This window comes from Pseudobutyrivibrio sp. MD2005, from assembly GCF_000621865.1.
GTDB lineage: Bacteria > Bacillota > Clostridia > Lachnospirales > Lachnospiraceae > Pseudobutyrivibrio.
In genome coordinates, this window is record NZ_JHXE01000014.1 from 121,755 (window position 1) to 139,340 (window position 17,586).

At 36.3% G+C, this 17,586-nt stretch carries 19 protein-coding genes; all 19 read right to left on the reverse strand.

The features are described 5' to 3' along the window. Positions 1-2 precede the first annotated feature (2 nt). The 19 genes from T498_RS0106280 to glgX all read right to left on the reverse strand — a co-directional run bounded on the left by T498_RS0106280 (position 3) and on the right by glgX (position 17,565). A complete protein-coding gene (locus T498_RS0106280; protein WP_028235177.1) occupies positions 3-473 on the reverse strand; it encodes a hypothetical protein in 471 nt (156 codons plus the stop codon). Positions 474-877: 404 nt separating this feature from the next. Next, positions 878-1,321 (reverse strand): Imm30 family immunity protein, encoded by a 444-nt coding sequence (locus T498_RS15110; protein ID WP_051524635.1) that lies wholly within the window; start codon positions 1,319-1,321, stop codon positions 878-880. Positions 1,322-1,330: 9 nt separating this feature from the next. Continuing rightward, positions 1,331-2,413: a hypothetical protein gene (locus T498_RS16880; protein ID WP_207638272.1), complete on the reverse strand. Its 1,083-nt coding sequence runs from the start codon at positions 2,411-2,413 to the stop codon at positions 1,331-1,333. A gap of 123 nt (positions 2,414-2,536) precedes the next feature. Then, entirely contained in the window at positions 2,537-2,728 is a 192-nt protein-coding gene (locus T498_RS0106300; RefSeq protein ID WP_028235179.1) for a hypothetical protein, read from the reverse strand. Between the two features lie 148 nt (positions 2,729-2,876). Continuing rightward, complete coding sequence (locus T498_RS0106305; protein WP_028235180.1) at positions 2,877-3,326, reverse strand: Imm30 family immunity protein; 450 nt, start codon at positions 3,324-3,326, stop codon at positions 2,877-2,879. A 14-nt stretch (positions 3,327-3,340) separates the two neighbouring features. Continuing rightward, positions 3,341-3,688: a hypothetical protein gene (locus T498_RS16525; RefSeq protein WP_197019933.1), complete on the reverse strand. Its 348-nt coding sequence runs from the start codon at positions 3,686-3,688 to the stop codon at positions 3,341-3,343. Positions 3,689-3,695: 7 nt separating this feature from the next. Then, positions 3,696-4,004, reverse strand: coding sequence for a hypothetical protein (locus tag T498_RS16530; RefSeq protein WP_028235182.1), 309 nt, complete (start codon positions 4,002-4,004; stop codon positions 3,696-3,698). Between the two features lie 189 nt (positions 4,005-4,193). Continuing rightward, positions 4,194-4,661, reverse strand: coding sequence for an SMI1/KNR4 family protein (locus tag T498_RS0106320; RefSeq protein ID WP_028235183.1), 468 nt, complete (start codon positions 4,659-4,661; stop codon positions 4,194-4,196). A 1-nt stretch (position 4,662) separates the two neighbouring features. Further along, positions 4,663-5,448 carry an HNH endonuclease signature motif containing protein gene (locus T498_RS16885; RefSeq protein ID WP_051524636.1) on the reverse strand — a complete coding sequence of 262 codons (786 nt, stop codon included), beginning with the start codon at positions 5,446-5,448 and terminating at the stop codon, positions 4,663-4,665. Between the two features lie 131 nt (positions 5,449-5,579). Beyond that, positions 5,580-5,909 (reverse strand): hypothetical protein, encoded by a 330-nt coding sequence (locus tag T498_RS0106330; RefSeq protein WP_028235184.1) that lies wholly within the window; start codon positions 5,907-5,909, stop codon positions 5,580-5,582. 70 nt (positions 5,910-5,979) lie between these two features. Further along, entirely contained in the window at positions 5,980-6,213 is a 234-nt protein-coding gene (locus T498_RS15120; RefSeq protein WP_036977959.1) for a hypothetical protein, read from the reverse strand. Positions 6,214-6,492: 279 nt separating this feature from the next. After that, positions 6,493-6,984 carry a hypothetical protein gene (locus T498_RS0106340; RefSeq protein WP_028235185.1) on the reverse strand — a complete coding sequence of 164 codons (492 nt, stop codon included), beginning with the start codon at positions 6,982-6,984 and terminating at the stop codon, positions 6,493-6,495. Continuing rightward, positions 6,981-9,947 carry a hypothetical protein gene (locus tag T498_RS0106345; protein ID WP_028235186.1) on the reverse strand — a complete coding sequence of 989 codons (2,967 nt, stop codon included), beginning with the start codon at positions 9,945-9,947 and terminating at the stop codon, positions 6,981-6,983. Before T498_RS0106345 ends, T498_RS0106340 begins: the two co-directional genes overlap by 4 nt. Positions 9,948-10,099: 152 nt before the next feature. Beyond that, entirely contained in the window at positions 10,100-10,987 is an 888-nt protein-coding gene (locus tag T498_RS0106350; protein WP_028235187.1) for a DUF362 domain-containing protein, read from the reverse strand. A 57-nt stretch (positions 10,988-11,044) separates the two neighbouring features. After that, positions 11,045-11,875, reverse strand: a complete 831-nt coding sequence (locus T498_RS0106355) for a deoxyribonuclease IV (protein WP_028235188.1) — start codon at positions 11,873-11,875, stop codon at positions 11,045-11,047. A 66-nt stretch (positions 11,876-11,941) separates the two neighbouring features. Further along, positions 11,942-12,802, reverse strand: coding sequence for a YitT family protein (locus tag T498_RS0106360; RefSeq protein ID WP_028235189.1), 861 nt, complete (start codon positions 12,800-12,802; stop codon positions 11,942-11,944). 98 nt (positions 12,803-12,900) lie between these two features. Continuing rightward, positions 12,901-14,013, reverse strand: coding sequence for a DUF6688 domain-containing protein (locus T498_RS0106365; RefSeq protein WP_051524637.1), 1,113 nt, complete (start codon positions 14,011-14,013; stop codon positions 12,901-12,903). Between the two features lie 110 nt (positions 14,014-14,123). Then, a complete protein-coding gene (locus T498_RS15125; RefSeq protein WP_051524638.1) occupies positions 14,124-15,377 on the reverse strand; it encodes an EAL domain-containing protein in 1,254 nt (417 codons plus the stop codon). A 106-nt stretch (positions 15,378-15,483) separates the two neighbouring features. Then, positions 15,484-17,565: a glycogen debranching protein GlgX gene (glgX, locus tag T498_RS0106375; protein ID WP_028235191.1), complete on the reverse strand. Its 2,082-nt coding sequence runs from the start codon at positions 17,563-17,565 to the stop codon at positions 15,484-15,486. Positions 17,566-17,586: the final 21 nt, after the last annotated feature.

Here is a 17,586-nt window from a genome sequence, read left to right on the forward strand (position 1 = left end):
TTTCACTTTCCTTTGTTTATTAACTGTCCAGATGGAATTCTTACAGCGTCAAAGTCTCTATGGATAATGTATCCATTAGCATCAGTAACTTCATGAATCATATATTTTGTTCCATATTCATCACTATATCTATAAACTATAGATGTACCGCCTTCGGTCGATGCCCTTGAATGCATTATTTTTTTATTCAAAATTGAAAAGTCTTCGCCTTTGGCTTCCATCTGACCTATTTCATCTATTATACTTTTATTGGCATAATAGTTTCCATTTTTATATTTAATCTCCTTCAAATAATCTAATGTATTTTTGTATTTACTACTTGACTTTCCATAGCTGGTCTTAATATTATCCTGCCCAAGCATCCCTGATTCGGTTGGCGTAGTCTCATCAACCCCATCCAGCGCATGGGCCTTCTCATATATCCCCTCGCCTTCTACCTGCTCAACTGCAGTGCCGCCCTGGCGAGATGCCACATATGTTGCTGCTCCACTAATGGTAGCTATTATGGCTGAATTTCTTGCAGCTTCTCCATAGTCTACTTCGATGTCTTGGCCCAGAGTGTCTTTGTAGATTTTTGGTGTGGTATATGTTTCGTCTATAAATTCCAGACCAAAAGTACCAAAAGCTGCTGTTGAAACTAAACCAGTTCTAGATAAATCATTGGCCCCCCTTTAGACTCCATAAACATTCATGATTATATATTATCCATAAAAAAGCCAATTCTAGCTTTGTAGAATTGGCTTTTTATAAACAGATCACTTCAAAAGTTTCTTTGTCTAAATATGTAACATTCAAAAATTCTACTTTGATATATGCAAAAATAAATTAATAATTAAAACCTTTAAACCTTTACAATTACAAAGCGATATTTTTAATATTAACCTAATATTATACTAATACTATTCCCAAATTTTTCACAATCATCCTGTTTTATTGCTTCCAAAATACCTTTAAATTTAGCACTTATATTTTTTTCCATTCGATTGTATATACTCTTAACCATTTTCACTGAAAACTCATCATTCAGAATTCTATAAGTAATGATATTCGCCCATTCTGGGGCAGACACATACATTTTTATTATCCCTATTATTGTGTTTTCATAAGCTACCTCTGACGAAAGAGATTCCAATAAATGGATTGCCCCAAACATTACTTCAGTGTTATGTGTCTTATCTTCAAAAGTTAAACACAAATTAATAATATCTTCTTCAGAAAAATTTTCTGATAACAAATTCAAATTATTCTCATACTTTTCGATTTCAGTGCTATTTCTTAGCATTCGATTATTATATAGATTCTTAAATATTTCGTCCTTCATTTTGTCTCCTTATTTTTCAAACAAATCTTGATATAAAGATTTAGATGTTTTTATGTATTCTAATAGTTGGGGTCTAATTTTGTCATATAAACCGTCATTTTGATATATTATACAAAGATTTTTTAAATCATATGCTAACGCATCTCTTGGTGATAAATCATAATAAAATGCTTTTTTTGCATCTGTCATATTCCCTCCATAAGTATCAGTTAATCTATGTCGACCACCAGAACCTGGAACTGGCATTTCCATATTCATACACAGACCATCCTTTTTTGCAACGCCTTTCTTCGACATATACTCTGCAGAAGGCATGTGATGAGGCGTTAAATTATCTCCTCTTTTTCCGGACTTAATCAAATCATTATATGTTCCTATATCACCTTCGCCTGGCAATAATCTTTTCCCCTCATTTTTAATAGACTCCTGAGCATATTGCCCCTGTCCAGTTAGTGTAGATTCTTCAATTTCCTCAACCCCGTCCAGAGCATGGGCCTTCTCATATATCCCCTCGCCTTCTACCTGCTCAACTGTAGTGCCGCGCTGGCGAGATGCCACATATGTTGCTGCTCCACTAATAGTAGCTACTATGGCTGAATTTCTTGCAGCTTCTCCATAGTCTACTTCGATGTCTTGGCCCAACGTATCTTTGTAGATTTTTGGTGTGGTATATGTTTCGTCTATAAATTCCAGGCCAAAAGTACCAATACCTGCTGTTGTCGCAGCTGTTGTGCCTGAGCAGTAGCCTGCTCTGGATAAGCCACTCGCTCCCCTTAGGATACCATAAGCAATCATTGTTTTACAGCCTTCTTTAAAACCTACTTCCGTAGCAAAATCTGTTGCCTCACCATTGCTGTACCCATTTTGAATCGCATAACTCTTACTATTTCCATAAGCACTTCCACCATAAATTCCAGCTGCACCGGCTACACCTGCAATTTCGCCTATTACACCAGCGCCACCTGTAGCCATTCCTATTGCTACACCTGGCATACTTTCACCTGCGACTTTATTAAAATTGTATAAATATTGCCATCCCCCTGTTAATGACCTATCAATTTTATTATCCATCATGCTTATGGCTGTTGGCATGGGGTCTCCGAGATAATCAAGGTCTTTTTCATCATTTATCCCAGACCATTTTTTCAATCTCGTCTATTAGATTCTTTATTATATCAATATTTGAATTAGTGTCAGCGCATAATATTTGCATAATTATTTATCTCCTAAAGGTGTATTTACATCTGTTCTATGATGAATTTTCATGCCATCTGGGTTTATTGCATCATAAACTTTTTCGTGCCAATGAGGTACCGTATGGTAATCTGATGAATTAATATTTCCATACCCATGATTTGTAAAATCAACCCAACCTATTTTTCTTCCATAGTCATCATTGGTAGACACCTCATTTCATTACCCTCCTTAGAATGTATTTACATACATTCTAAGTGAATAGAATAGCGATGGCATTTGTCCGAATGTTATAGGAACGTTGTCCGAGAATTACAAGAATGCTGTCCGAGTGTTGCAAGAATCATCAACTCTCTATGAATCAGCATGTATGTAATAAATAATCAACTTTTTCACCAAATCTAGATATATTATCATTTTTTACTGCAATTAATAAATCAATAATTTGTTTTTTTTCCTTTTCATCTAATGACTTTATCACTTCGATATATTCTGGATAGTATTTTTTACTATTTAATATTCTTTTATTTAAAGTTAATGCCCAATCTTTACCCTCAGCCATTAATGGAGTGTACAAAGCTATACATTTTAAATAATCATATCCAGCTAATTTTTCAATCATATGAATTACCCCAAACATAATTTCATCATCTTTAGTATTATCATCAAATATTTTACATACCTCCCCTATATCTTCAATTGATATTATTTCAGACAGTTCAGCTAATTTATTTTCAAAAGCCTCACATTCATCTTGATTGATTAGTTTTCTCAAATTGTATAATTGATTTATTAATTCTTTTTTGTTCATCTTATCTCTCTCTTTCATTTTTGATATAAATTAGAAAATAGTCTTTTACTTTCATTTATATATAGGTGAAGTTGTGGTCTAATCTGCGAATATAAACCTTGACTTTGATATATTTCTCTTACATTTTTTATATCATATGCTAACGCATCTCTTGGAGACAATGAATAGTAATATGCTTTCTCAGCATCAGTCATATTTCTACCATAAGTATCTGTGAGTCTATGTCTACCTCCTGTTCCTGGACTAGGCATTTCCATATTCATACACACCCCATCTTTTTTAGGAACTCCATATTGTGAAATATATTCAGCAGATGGCATATGATGTGGTGTAATATTATCTCCAACCTCACCAGCATCCACTAAGTCTCTAAGTTCCTATTTCACCATCCCCTGGTAGTAATGAATTTGTACTCTCCTTACTTATCCTATCAGAATTGTCTATTATGTTACCACTTTCAGCTACTTTTTGAACTTCTGCTATCTCTTTAATACCTCGCGCTTCGTCAGCTACTTCAGCAATCTTTCCAGTTTCTCCTGCCGCCAGCTCAGCTTCATTGATATCAACTAATAGTCTTTCTTCTGAGGCTAGCCCAACATCATCTACTGACTCTAAAATAGCTGCATTCTCAATTTTGTCCAGTGCATGAGCCTTCTCATATATCCCCTCGCCTTCCACCTGTTCAACTGCAATGCTACACTGTCACCATGCCACATATGTTGTTGCTCCACTGATATCTTTCTCTGCTTTTCAGAAATTTGTTATGCTATGGGACATCTTTATCGAGATTGCCATATAACCGAAAATCGGAGATGTTCTATAGCTATCGTAGCCCATAGAACATCTCCGATTTTGTTTTTCTGTTATTTATCCCAACATTTCAATAAATTCTGAGAATGTATCTGCTACTTGGTAAGTTACAGGAGCAAAATCTTCTGATTCTTCATGATCCCATAAACAGATTGATGGCTTTTCTTTACTTTTTCTATAATCCAAGCATATATAATCTCCTGCAAACAAACTTGCTATAGGTATCAGTTCGTCCCCAATCAAATCTGGATTATCTGTTAAGCGAGTGTCGATTTGTGATAGCACAACTGCAATATCATAGTTTCCAAGCGGCGTTTTTTTATATTCATTTACAAAACCGAGAAATCTATCAATAGAATAAAAATGTTTATTACACAAAAATTCATTGTCTATCGGAACTCCTACATTATATTTTTTTATAAAATCTATATAACTATCTGGAAATTTTATTTTACTATATTCTTCAACTTTTCTTATTCTTTGAGAGATATTATCATTAATTATTGAATTAGCTTCTATATTCATTCTATCTTCCTCCTTCTCGATAAGCCCAGTGATTTACAGTTCTGCCTCCATTATGATTATAAACATTGTGTATACCTGTAGGGACTAACTCCATTTGTCCATTAATCTCAGTGTGATGCCATGTATACCCCTCAGGTCTACCTCCGATTTTATCATCTAACCATTTAAATTGAACTGCATCACTTTCAAACCATAAATGCTTAGGTAGATTGACTTTTTCTTTAACCAATCCAGCTGCATCAAAATCCGCATATCTGTATGTCCTTCCACTAGCATCTGTCGTAGCATTTACTGGTACGTCTGGGATGAGTCCTTTTTCTATGGCAAGATTCCTTATATCTGCTTTATCAACCTTTGATAATTCTCCTGCATCCGGAAAATCATCCATCCAACTCCATTTATTGTTTGAGTTTACTTTTTCTGCATATAGTTTTGCCATATCATCGAGTGATTGCCCATTACTTAATACTTTTCCAGAATTTAGACCACCCTTACTTATCCTCTCAGAATTGTCTATTATATTGCCACTTTCAGCTACTTTTTCAAGTTCTGCTACCTCTTCAATAGCTCGCGTTTCATCAGCTACTTCAGCAAGCTTTCCAGTTTCTCCTGCCGCCAGCTTAGCTTCATTGATTTCAGCTAGTATTCTTTCCTCCTCTAAGGCTCGACTGACATCGGCGGCATCATCGACTTTCGAAACTGCTTTGCTTTCTGATTCTCCAATAAAAAAGGTCAAACTGAAGGCTGCTAAATACCCTGTTGCCTCATAATAGTCTTTCACTTCCATTGAGGAAATCTTTTCAGCAACTGCACTTTCTATATTTTTAATAGCACATTTTTTCTTACTAAACCAATTAGAAAGAGCTTTGGAATATTCCGAAATATGATTTCTTCCGATAATATTTTACTGATTCATAATCAGTCTCCAATTATAATCATGTTTGAATGATTTTGCATTGCCTCTTTAACTAATAATACTAATCCCTTAAAATTATTAACATCTTCCATATCTTCATACTTTTCTAAAATATCACTCTCCATAACCGATTTACACATAGATAACAATCTATGTAAATCTTGATATTCAATTATTGTGTCATCATACGGATCAATCTCATTTAGTACATATTCTTTAGAACAAATACTACTTCTATTTTTGAATAAGAATTCTAAAAAGTCGTCGCTTAGCTCTATATTTTTATCATTAATATTTACATTCTCAATACAATCACCAATATATATATTCATCTTATTTCTCCTTTAAAACTATTTCTTTGGAAATGCTGTAATAACATTTCCAGCTTCATCAATCACAACCTTAATCGTCTTTAGCATTCTTCCTTTGAAAACGATTCTCTGAATGTTGGCGTTCCTTCACCTCACCTGTCGATAAATCCACGAACTCATCTTTTGATAGATTTTTTATAGGACATTTCCTATTTTTACCAGCAGTGAAAGTCACCTGTGCTGTGTTACCTGCCAACTTAAGCGATACTTCGGCATTATGAGCGATATAAAGCTGATTTGAATTGATAGATTTAATTTTAGTCATAGAAAAACACCCCTAACAAAAATATATTTGTTAAGAGTGCATTCATATCAGCTTATTAGAACTAAACTAAAAATTCGTTATTGATTTTTACTTAAGTATTCCCAACTTGGGCTAAAACCACTATATCTTGCCCCTTACTACCGTAACTCGCTACCCTCACCTTCATCGACTGACATCAGCGTAGCCGAGACGATTCAGGTTCGGGATGGTGGTTGGATTTACTTTGGCTAGCTTTGATAGGGAAGGGTTGGTGGTGCTAAAGTATTGACAATCATTAAATCATAATTCTTTTTTTACAAACATCCAATTTTCATCTTTCATCTGGATTACTTCCCTAAACAACAATAATACATTGTTTATCCCTTTTGTTTTCATTTTGTCAAATATCATATTTTCATAATCATAGTCGTCTTCACTAAAATAACTATCAACTATCTCACCTTTATTAATTAATACATATCCCCATGCTCCTACAGAATCATATTGCTGAATAGCAACTACCTCTGATTCCGTTTCTTTGGATATTTCAATCAACATAGTGTAATCATTTACTTCTTTAGATTCTATTATCGTTATCCAACCATCTTTTTCAGGAGAAATAGCAATCTTCCTTTTATTATCATTCTTTAAAAACACATCATATGAATCATTTAATTCAGTGTTATAATTATATCTTAACTCTTTTAAATCACCATTTAACCTTCTTTCGACAATCGATTTAACAATACTAGGATTATCAAAATGTATAAAAGCTTGTTCGATATTCATCATTTATCCCTCCATGGTCCTGGTCCAAATATATACTCTATAGAATAATCAGGAAAATCTAGTTTAAAATTATCACTTTGTACTTTTCTTATTGCTTTTGGTGTCAGTTTAAAATCCATAATACTATGGGTCGGTTCATAAACAACATCTGGAATAGAATGATTACCTCTAACTTGAAAATGTAATCCTTCCTCACTTAAATCTATTCCATTTCTTTCAGCCCATTTTCTTGTCCATCTTGTGGCTTGGACTTCAGCATCCTTACCTAATTGCATTCTATTCAATCCACTTTGTCTTGGATTATCAACAGCATAATCGTAACTTTGCTGAGCTACATTTTGGATTCTGTCTATGTCAGACTCACTTTCCCCCTTACTTATCCTATCAGAATTGTCTATTATGTTACCACTTTCAGCTACTTTTTCAACTTCTGCTATCTCTTTAATAGCTCGCGCTTCGTCAGCTCCTTCAGCAATCTTTCCAGTTTCTCCTGCTGCCAGCTCAGCTTCATTGATATCAACTAATAATCTTTCTTCTGAGGCTAGCTCAACATCATCTACTGTCTCTAAAATAGCTGCATCCTCAACCTCACTAACGCTTCCGCTTCCACGCATTTCCGCTCTCATCAAATTGAATGTTGACACTGCCATCCCTATGCCAGCTGCAGTTCCTGCGTTTTTCGCCGCTTGCTTAAAGTCTACATTAATGTAAGCATTTTCATCATTTAGCACATTATATCTGATGTTTGGATCTACTATTGTTTCATCTGCAAATTCCATACCACCTATAATTGCGCCATCTTCTATAATACTTGATGCTTTACTTAATAATGAACTACCACTTCCTGAACCACCTAAACGTGATAATGCCGCAACTTTTACGCCTTGTTTTGTTCCTTCTAGCGCTCCGTAGGTTGCAGCCTGGTTAGGGGTATATCCGGCTCTTTCAGCCTCTGCCTTGGCATTTCCTCCTGCGCTTGTTCCATATAATGTTCCAAGTAATACAGGTGATGCCTCACCACCAGTTCCAACAGTTACAGCTATTCCAGGTATTGCCTCGCCAGTAAACCTTGCTACATTATATAATGTGGCTTCGCCAGTCGATTTTGCACTAGTCATTATATAATAATCCATATAGTCTTCAATACCAAGCTTTGCTACGCCATCTCTATCATCATTTAAGTCGAATGCATTTGCTAAACCTGTTCCGACTTTTCTAAGCCCTACACCTACTTCTAATGCAGTTTTTATTGCGACTTTTTCTCCTTCGGAAGAATCGCTAGAATCGATGCGCACAATTATCTTTTGTGCCGATTGGTCTATAAGAGATTGACCTAATAGTTCTATATACTCATCCGCCGTATCTGTACCATTGACACTGTCTTGATAATACAGATAGTTATATATTTTTTTCTGCTCATCTGTCATTTGCTCTAAGCCATCATCAAGAAACTCAGAACCCGGGAATGGCTTACCAGTCGCTGCTGCTATGTCGAGCTGCGTCCTATATGTAAGGGAATCATTTATGTATTCGTACATATCCCTATCATCGGCTTCAGCATTTACATCTTTTTCATATCCATTATGCTCATTAAAATCTCTTTTACTTGTAACCTCTTCAAGCTTACTTCTTCTAAGATCATCTTTTGTAGCCTTTATTTTTGATCTGTATTCTTCAGATACCCCCTCATCTTCTTCAATCAATTCAAACTTTTCTTGTAGCGTTAGTCCTTCCTTGTTAAAGATTATGGCTTCGTTAAATTCTTTTATTCCACTTTCTTGTAAGACATTCCATCTTACTGATATTCCGGCATTTACCTTTTTTGTCGTGATTGAAAATGCAGGTGGCGTCTTACCTGTTTCAACAGCCAAAACCATACTGTTTTGAGACATTTGCAGTAGACTTGTATATGCTTCTTTATCGCCTTTTCCTTTTGCCGATGCAACAAGAAACATTATGCTGGTTTTAGCTGGGTCGAGGTATGATACATATAAATCATAGTTTTTGCCTTCACAGTATTTTACTTCACCATTATCTTCTATATTTTTTCCCTGACATTCATTTATAAGAAGTATGTCATAAAGTCTGGATATACTATCCTGGTCTTCATTCTTTACAGCTGTTTCATACCACTCACAAACCAAATATGCATCATTAACAGTCCAAAGGGATGCGTTTTTACATAGAATGGTTTTCGCTTTTTCTTCTTTGTATTTACTTTCAAATTCATCTATGTCATCTACATAGGAATCTAGATGATACTCTGGGTGTGTTTCTATGATGAATGATGTCATTCTTTGATTAAGGTCGTCTATCATACTATCAAGATCTGCTTCCTCTATCAATATTTGAGTCTCAGTATCAAACTGCACAAGCTTTTGTCTACACTCTTCTAAGTATCCTACTGTCTCATCATCACCGCATAAATTCGTAAATGCGGTTCTGCCTGCTGAAAAATCTTGCGTCCTTATAGTTCCATACTTACTGTATTTTTCTCGCAAATCCAGTATCATGTCTTCTACTGCCTTTGCCTGTGTATCATAAGCTTCTGATTTTTCTTTAAAATCATTGTCTATTTTCATTAAATCGTCATAGCTTATGTATGCATCTGCCGCACTATCTACTGTAAGTTTAAAATTATCAAGTATCGTTGCATGTAAGCTATCTATGTCATCATGCAGCTTTAAAATATCATTTAAAAGTGTTGTCTCTGTATCACTAAGCAAAGTTTTTGCTGCATCTGCATCCACACCCATCCATGTATCAGTAGTTGCTACTGAATCCATTGCTAAAAAATGCTCATTTGCGTATGTTTCATAAGTTGTAAATGCATCAGACCAATCGCCAAAATACTTATTCGTCGCTGGCACATCAAAAAACTTACCTGCGTTAAAATCGGTGCATCTGTATATCGTATAATCGATAATACCTGATGCTCTTATTATACCCGCTGCTATAGCTCCCATATGTTGTTCTCCCTTTTCAAGTCTCTTTTCTTTTGCAACACAAAACCGTTTTCCATTCTATCATTTATGAAGAATTATTTAAAGATTTTAATATAAAAAAATAGCACTGCCATCAAAAGCAGTGCTATTATATATTTCACTTAATTTATCTATTACAGCTCAATAAGTTCATACTCTAGGCTTCCTACACCAAGCTTTGCGGCTGTCTCTGGTGTGTGCTCGCCATTTCTTGTGGTTACTCTCTCAAGGAAGTGGTCACGACCAACATCCTTAGACGCATATACTAAATCAAGGCAAGCTCTATCAATTGCTACTGGGTCAAGGCTTGCCAGGATACCGATATCCTTAAGGCAAGGGTCTTCAGCCACTGCACAGCAATCGCAATCTACAGACATATTTGCCATAACATTGATAAATGCAATATTCTTTCCAAAATGGTCTACTACTGCTGATGCAGCCTCTGCCATGCTCTCAAGAAATGCATCCTGTTCTGGTAAATCTGTCCAAACAACATCCTGCTCACTGGCTTTATCGTACTTTCCTGCTGAGTGAATTTTTACCTTTCCTGCGCAAGAAGCACAACCAATAGAAAGCTGCTTTAAAGCTCCGCCGTATCCTCCCATTGGATGACCTTTGAAATGAGAAAGCACAAGCATTGAATCATAGTTCATGAAATTCTTTCCCATTATATCTGTCTTGAGATGGGTGCCGTTCTTAATTGGGATTTCAACATCTGGCCCCTCTGCATCCATAAGATCCACATCGAAAAGATCATTCCAGCCATGTCGTTTTAGTAGCTTGATGTGCTTATCTGTGTAATTTCTTTCACCTTCATAAGCAGTGTTGCACTCTACAATAGTGCCATTTACATGCTCAACCATAGGCTTCCAAAAAGCAGGCTTCAAATAATTCTGATTGCCTTCTTCTCCGGAATGTACCTTTACAGCAACCTTTCCTGGCAAAGTGATGCCAAGCTTATCGTACATTTTTACTACAGCCTCAGCTGTAACGTCCTTAATAAAATAAACTTTTGATGCCATAAAACCCCTCCTTCATATTGCTATTATATCAAAGAATTCAAAAACAGTTTTTAAAATTTAGTGTTGCCACTCTTTAATCACGTGTATTTCTTTGATATATCCCTCTTCGTCGTTAGGAGTTTCCAAGATAAAAGGATGCTGCTGCAATGCTGGATGATTAACTATACGTTGCATAGCCTCCATGCCGATAAAGCCTTCGCCAATCTTTTCATGTCTATCCTTGTGGCATCCAAGGTCATTCTTGCTATCATTTAGATGAACAGCCTTCAGCCTATCCAAACCAATCACATTGTCAAAGTGAGTAAGCACACCGTCCAAATCATTTACTAAATCATAGCCGGCATCCCATGCATGACAAGTGTCAAAGCACACACCAAGCTTATCCTTTAGCTCAACTCTATCAATTATCTCTTTTAATTCTTCAAAACTGCTGCCCACCTCTGAGCCTTTGCCTGCCATAGTTTCAAGCAAAATCGTTGTGTGCATATCCTCTCTTAAATACTGATTCAATGCATCCGCAATAAGCTCTATGCCTTTTTCTACACCCTGGCCCACATGACTCCCTGGATGAAAATTGTAGAAATTACCTGGGAAATACTCCATTCGTTCAATATCATTCTTCAGCATATCAAGCCCATTTGCTCTGGTAGACTCATTGGCAGCGCACAGATTCATAGTGTAGCTTCCATGAGCTACAAGCTTTCCAAACTGATTCGTATTTACGAATTCATTCAAAGCTTTAGCATCATTTTCCTCGATGTCTTTAGCCTTACCACCTCTAGGATTTCTAGTAAACCAAGCAAATGTGTCACCACCATATCCTTTCATGGTATACCCCATTGCTTCGTATCCTTTTGTCACTGATAAATGACATCCTATATAAATCATTTCTTTTCTCTCCTTATTTATAATATACAAAAAAGATGCAGTTCTCACAAACTGCACCCTAATTATCTAAAATACTCTCTCTGGCATGCTCTTTGCCTGATACTGCATATCGCTAACCTTATAAACAGTGACAAAGGCTTTTGGATCCACCTTATCGATAAAGGCCATGAGCTTTTGGAATTCACTCTTATCAACGATGGTGATGATTTCATCATGCTCTTCCATTCGATATGCCCCCGTTACCTTATAGACGCTGGCCCCACTGTGCAATTCATTTAAAATGAAATCGCGGATTTGAGCCTCAAATGGTGATACAATACATACTCTTCTCTTGAGCTTCTGGTCAAATATGAAATGATCCAACACCATTCCATTTAGGTATGTTCCTAGGATACTCAAAATAACTGTCTTGGAATCATATGCTAATGCAGATGAAAGGGCAATGCACATGCCAGCGATGGACATTGATTTTCCTATATCAATACGAAGATATTTATTTAATATCTTTCCAACGATGTCTAGACCGCCTGATGATGCATTTCTATTGAAAAGAATTGCTGAACCTGCACTGATTGTAAAAATATAGCAAACAACATCAAGTGCGGCATCCCCTGTGAGGGATTTATAATTTGGCAAAGCCTTCTCAAAAACACCAATAATTATTGGTAGTAAGATTGAAGTATAAACTGTCTTATACCCAAATTCTGTTCCGCAGGTAATGAAACCTATTATGAGTAAAACTACGTTAAACACCATTGTTATCTGAGAAACCGAATATGGCATGAAATTAGTCAAAACAATGGCCAAACCAGATATACTACTTACCGATGCGTGACTTGGCATAAGGAAAAAGAATACCGCTGCACCAATGATAATTGTGGCGAATGTAAGCACCACAAGCTCTTTTATAATTGATTTAACATTCATATTATTAACCTACCTAAATCTACAGATTTCTGCTGCAATATTTTTCAGCGACTATTAGAGTACGGCTTGAATTATTAAATGTCAATATAAATTCCAAATCAATCTTTCCTTGGCATATACTGAATGGCGATTCTATCTTCCGGATTTGCATCCACCAGATATAGCACTATCAAAAATATCCATTCCAAAGGCTTCATGATAAAGTAAGTTATATCGCAAGCCACTTTATTTGTTCTAATATAATCTGCTATTGGGAAGCCGTATTTATCATAAAAATTTCGCACAGCTCTATGAAACTTAGGCATTCTTTCCTCTAAAACATTTTCAAATGCATTTGCAATAAGAAGCTGCCTATTTACAATGACAGGATGGCCGTGACGCTCACCCATTCTAAGAGGCTTTACCACTTTCTTATGTCCTCCTGCTGCAACGGTGCAAAGATAATGCTCATCGTAATACAGATTCTGAGGCCCTTCCCTCAATGAAAATGTCCAGTCACTAGTCTCGGTCCAAGCCTTGATAATTGAATTTGGTTCCTGCCCAAACAATACTAATATAATAAGAAAAACACCAAGTAAAGGTAAAGATAATATCAGTGCAAAAACAGGCCATTTACTAGAGTCTATGAGACAGTTGTTGATACTCTTAATAAAATCATTTTTTCCAAAATCAGCATCCTGATGATGTTGATTCTCGTCCCACTCATTTATCTTTTCGATAATTATCGTATATGCGATAAAGAAAAGATTTACTGGAACTGCCAAATAAGGAAAATATTCTATTGCTACAGGAAGACATTGTATACTCCAAACCACTTGAAGCGCCAATGTCAGGTACATAGAGGATATACACAATACCGAAATTAAAGGTGGTAACTCATTAACGTTTCTAGCAATTAAAATGCTTGCTCCAACAACTCCTGCAAGAGATATTACAGCCACTGACACAACCCCACCGCTCCATATAGGCTGATGAAGCTGAGCATTATATAACTGATCACTCCATAACGAACCAAAACAAACATCGCCCCACTCGAAAAGCCAAAAAGTAAACAACTCTCCTAAGACAAAGGTCATTAACCACAATATGTTTCTAAGTATCTTTTTCTTCCACTCATGAAACATCCCTATTAAATTGTATAAAGAAAGTATTGCTGGAACACACAAAAATATAAATAGAAACAGCATTTCAAAGATTACTCCAATTATCATTATTCTCCTCGCCTTCTATGTAATGTACTAAATAATCTGCCCTTAGTATTTAATTATAATAAAAAGGCTTGCACAAAAAAGGGGACTCTTTCGAGTCCCTCAATAATTAATTATCTATTCCATTTTGTACCGTTATTTATAGGATTTCTAGCATCTGTCAAGTATGTTTCTTCGCTAAAATCTACGCGATGCATGAATGACACCATAAATACATCATCACTATCTGGATTCTCCATAAAATAGTCCTCGATGGCAATTCGATGAAATACGCCGTTATCATCATGCTGTTTAACAATTCTTATAACGCCCTTTTCGCCTCTTTCATAAGCTGCCAAAAGATTCTCTCTCGTAAATGCCTTCTCTAATTCAGGATAATCCACCTCTTCTGAAAGCTTCTTTACAAGCTCAAATCCCTCGTCATAGCTTCCTGTGGCTGGAATCGAAGTTTCAAGGAAGTTTTCCTTTTTCATTACGTGATAACTATTTCTTGTAAGATTAACAAATATGATTAAAGGGAACTTTTTATATACAGCATCGATTAAAACACGAACTTGACCAAAAGCAGTTTGAGTTGAAAAAGGATCAATGTATTCTACATCAACCGGTGCTTCCTCTGTACACATTGTAAAAAATTCATCATGAGGTACTGGCTTTGAAAAAATGTATCCTTGGATATAATCACAGTCGCATGTGTTTATAAAATTAAGCTGTTCTTTTGTCTCAACACCTTCAACTACTGTTGTAAGTCTAAGCCTGTGTGCCATATAGAAAACAGATTCAAGGGTAATTCGACCTTTTTCCGATTCGCAGTTATCCTCGAGGAATGACTTATCTATCTTTAAAACCTTTGCTGGAACATCTTTTACAAATGAAAGTGAAGACATGCCTGATCCAAAATCGTCAATCGAAACTGTGTAGCCAGCCTCCTCAACTCTGTTTACCCATTCGATAACATCGACCTTTTCAGTTGCTACATCCGACTCTGTTATCTCTACACCCAAAAAGCTTTTTTCAATGCCGTATGCATTTACTAGCTTATCAAGCTTCTGTACAAATGTATCGTCTTTTGCATGCTCACGACCAAAATTAATACTAATTTTAACCGCTTTATCTCCAAGCTCCTTGATTGTTTTGCACGCTTCTTCTGCGATAAACCAATCGACGATACTTACCTGACCATTTGCTTCAAGCTCTGGAATAAACTCGACAGGTGGCACGATTGTACCATCTGGCTTCACCCATCTAACTAGCGCTTCAGCCCCTCCAATAACACCTTTCTTTGGGTTGTACTGAGGTTGATAATATGCTTGCAACTCATTATTTTCCATAGCTGCAACAATGTTATCAAGTAATGTTCCTTTCATATATTTTTCCTCGAACGTTATAAAAAACCAACAAATATCAAACTTATAATATTATGTCACTATTTTGTTGTCAACAAATATTATTATTTTGTACTATAAAAAAAACTTACTGCCCAATTAAAATCATTGAACTACGAGGTGCAAGCTCAATATAATCCTTATCATAAAGCTTCTCCTGGCCTTCACCAAAGGTTTCTCCAGTATAGGAATCAGCAGCCAAATGCCATTTCATACTACCGGGAATAATAGGTAAATTGATTCGATGCTCCTCCCAATGGGCATTCAATCCTATATAAATGAAGGCATCTTTTGCTGTACCATATTTTATATGGTCTTCCGCAAACATATATCCCATCACAAGCTTAGGGCAAACTATGTCAAACGCCCAAGGATTTTCACCATGGAATGATAGTTCAGGGTAGCCAGTTCCATTCTGCGCCTCATCAAAATCCTTATTTCTAAGTACTGGATGTGCTTTTCTTAGTTCAATTAAATGCTTAACATATTCGAACAGATTGCCATAAAGCTTTAGCCGCTTCCAATCAATCCACGAAACATCATTATCCTGGCAATATGCGTTATTGTTTCCATATTGAGTGTTTGCGATTTCATCTCCGGCCAGAAACATTGGAATACCACGGCTTGTCATAAGAATCGTAAAAGCATTTTTCATTTGCCTCAATCTCAAATCGTTAATACTTTTATCCTCTGTCTCTCCTTCTACACCACAATTCCAACTGTTGTTATCATTTGAGCCATCCCTATTGTCCTCACCATTGGCTTCGTTATGCTTTTCGTTGTAAGCAAAAATATCATATAGTGTGAATCCATCATGACAGGTTATAAAATTGATAGATGCATCAGATGAACGTTCCTGATACATATCCTTAGAACCACCAATTCTCCAATAAAGCTCTATCGCTGCATCTGCATCACCTTTGATAAATCGTCTTACGCAATCTCTGTACTTACCATTCCATTCTGCAAATCGATTCCATGATGGGAAATTGCCAACCTGATACAAGCCTCCAGCATCCCAGGCCTCTGCTATTAGCTTTGTCTTGCCAAGCACCGAATCGTTAGCCAGCAGCTCCAGTAGCGGTGGCGAATACATTGGTGCGCCACTCATATCTCTGGTTAATATCGAAGCTAAATCAAATCTAAATCCATCTATATGATAGGAAGAAACCCAATATCTTAGACAGTCCAAAATCATTGTGCGGACAACAGCGTTGTTTCCATTAAATGTGTTACCACAGCCACTAAAATTGTAATATGCTCCATCTGGCGTCAGCATATAATATGTGCGATTATCAATTCCTCTATAAGATATATATGGCCCATTTTCATTTCCTTCCGCAGTATGATTAAAAACAACATCAAGTATTACTTCTATTCCATTCTTATGAAGATGCTTAATCATGTTTTTAAGTTCGTCGGCTTCCATTCCAAATGGTGCCGATGCAGCATAGCCCGCCTTTGGTGCGAAAAATCCTACGGTAGAATAGCCCCAATAGTTATATAGTGTCTTACCATTGATTTTTCTGCTATTTTCGAATTCATCAAATGCAAAAATCGGCATTAGCTCAATGCAATTTATACCAAGTTCTTTTAAATAAGGAATCTTCTCAGTAAGACCATAAAATGTGCCCTTATACTTAATGCTCTTGTCTTTCATGGTAAATGACCGGACATGCATTTCATAAATGCACAAGTCCTGCTGGGGAATGTCGAGCCACACGTCTCCTTCCCAATCATAGTCTTCTCTAATTATCTGGCCTCTGTGCCTAAACTGCCTTTTGCCTGGATTCTTTCCCCAAATACTTAATCCTGAAACAGATTTTGCATATGGGTCCAAGACCACCTTTGATTTATCAAACCATAGGCCTTGCTTTGGATCAAACTCACCATCAAAACGATAGCCATACTCTGTAGTCTCGATATTAATACCAAAAACCATTATCGTATATACGTTACCAATCTTAAATTCCTTTGGTATATTGATTTCGACAAATGGTTTATTATGACCATGGTGGAACAATACCAAACTACAGCTTGTAGCCTCTTTAGAATACACACTAAAATTGACACCATCATCTACTATGCTGGCGCCAAATGGGAACACTCGCCCCATACGATACTCTAAATCGCCTATTTTGTTTGTTGGAAAACTGTCAATAAGCTTCATCCAGTGCACCTATTCATTGTG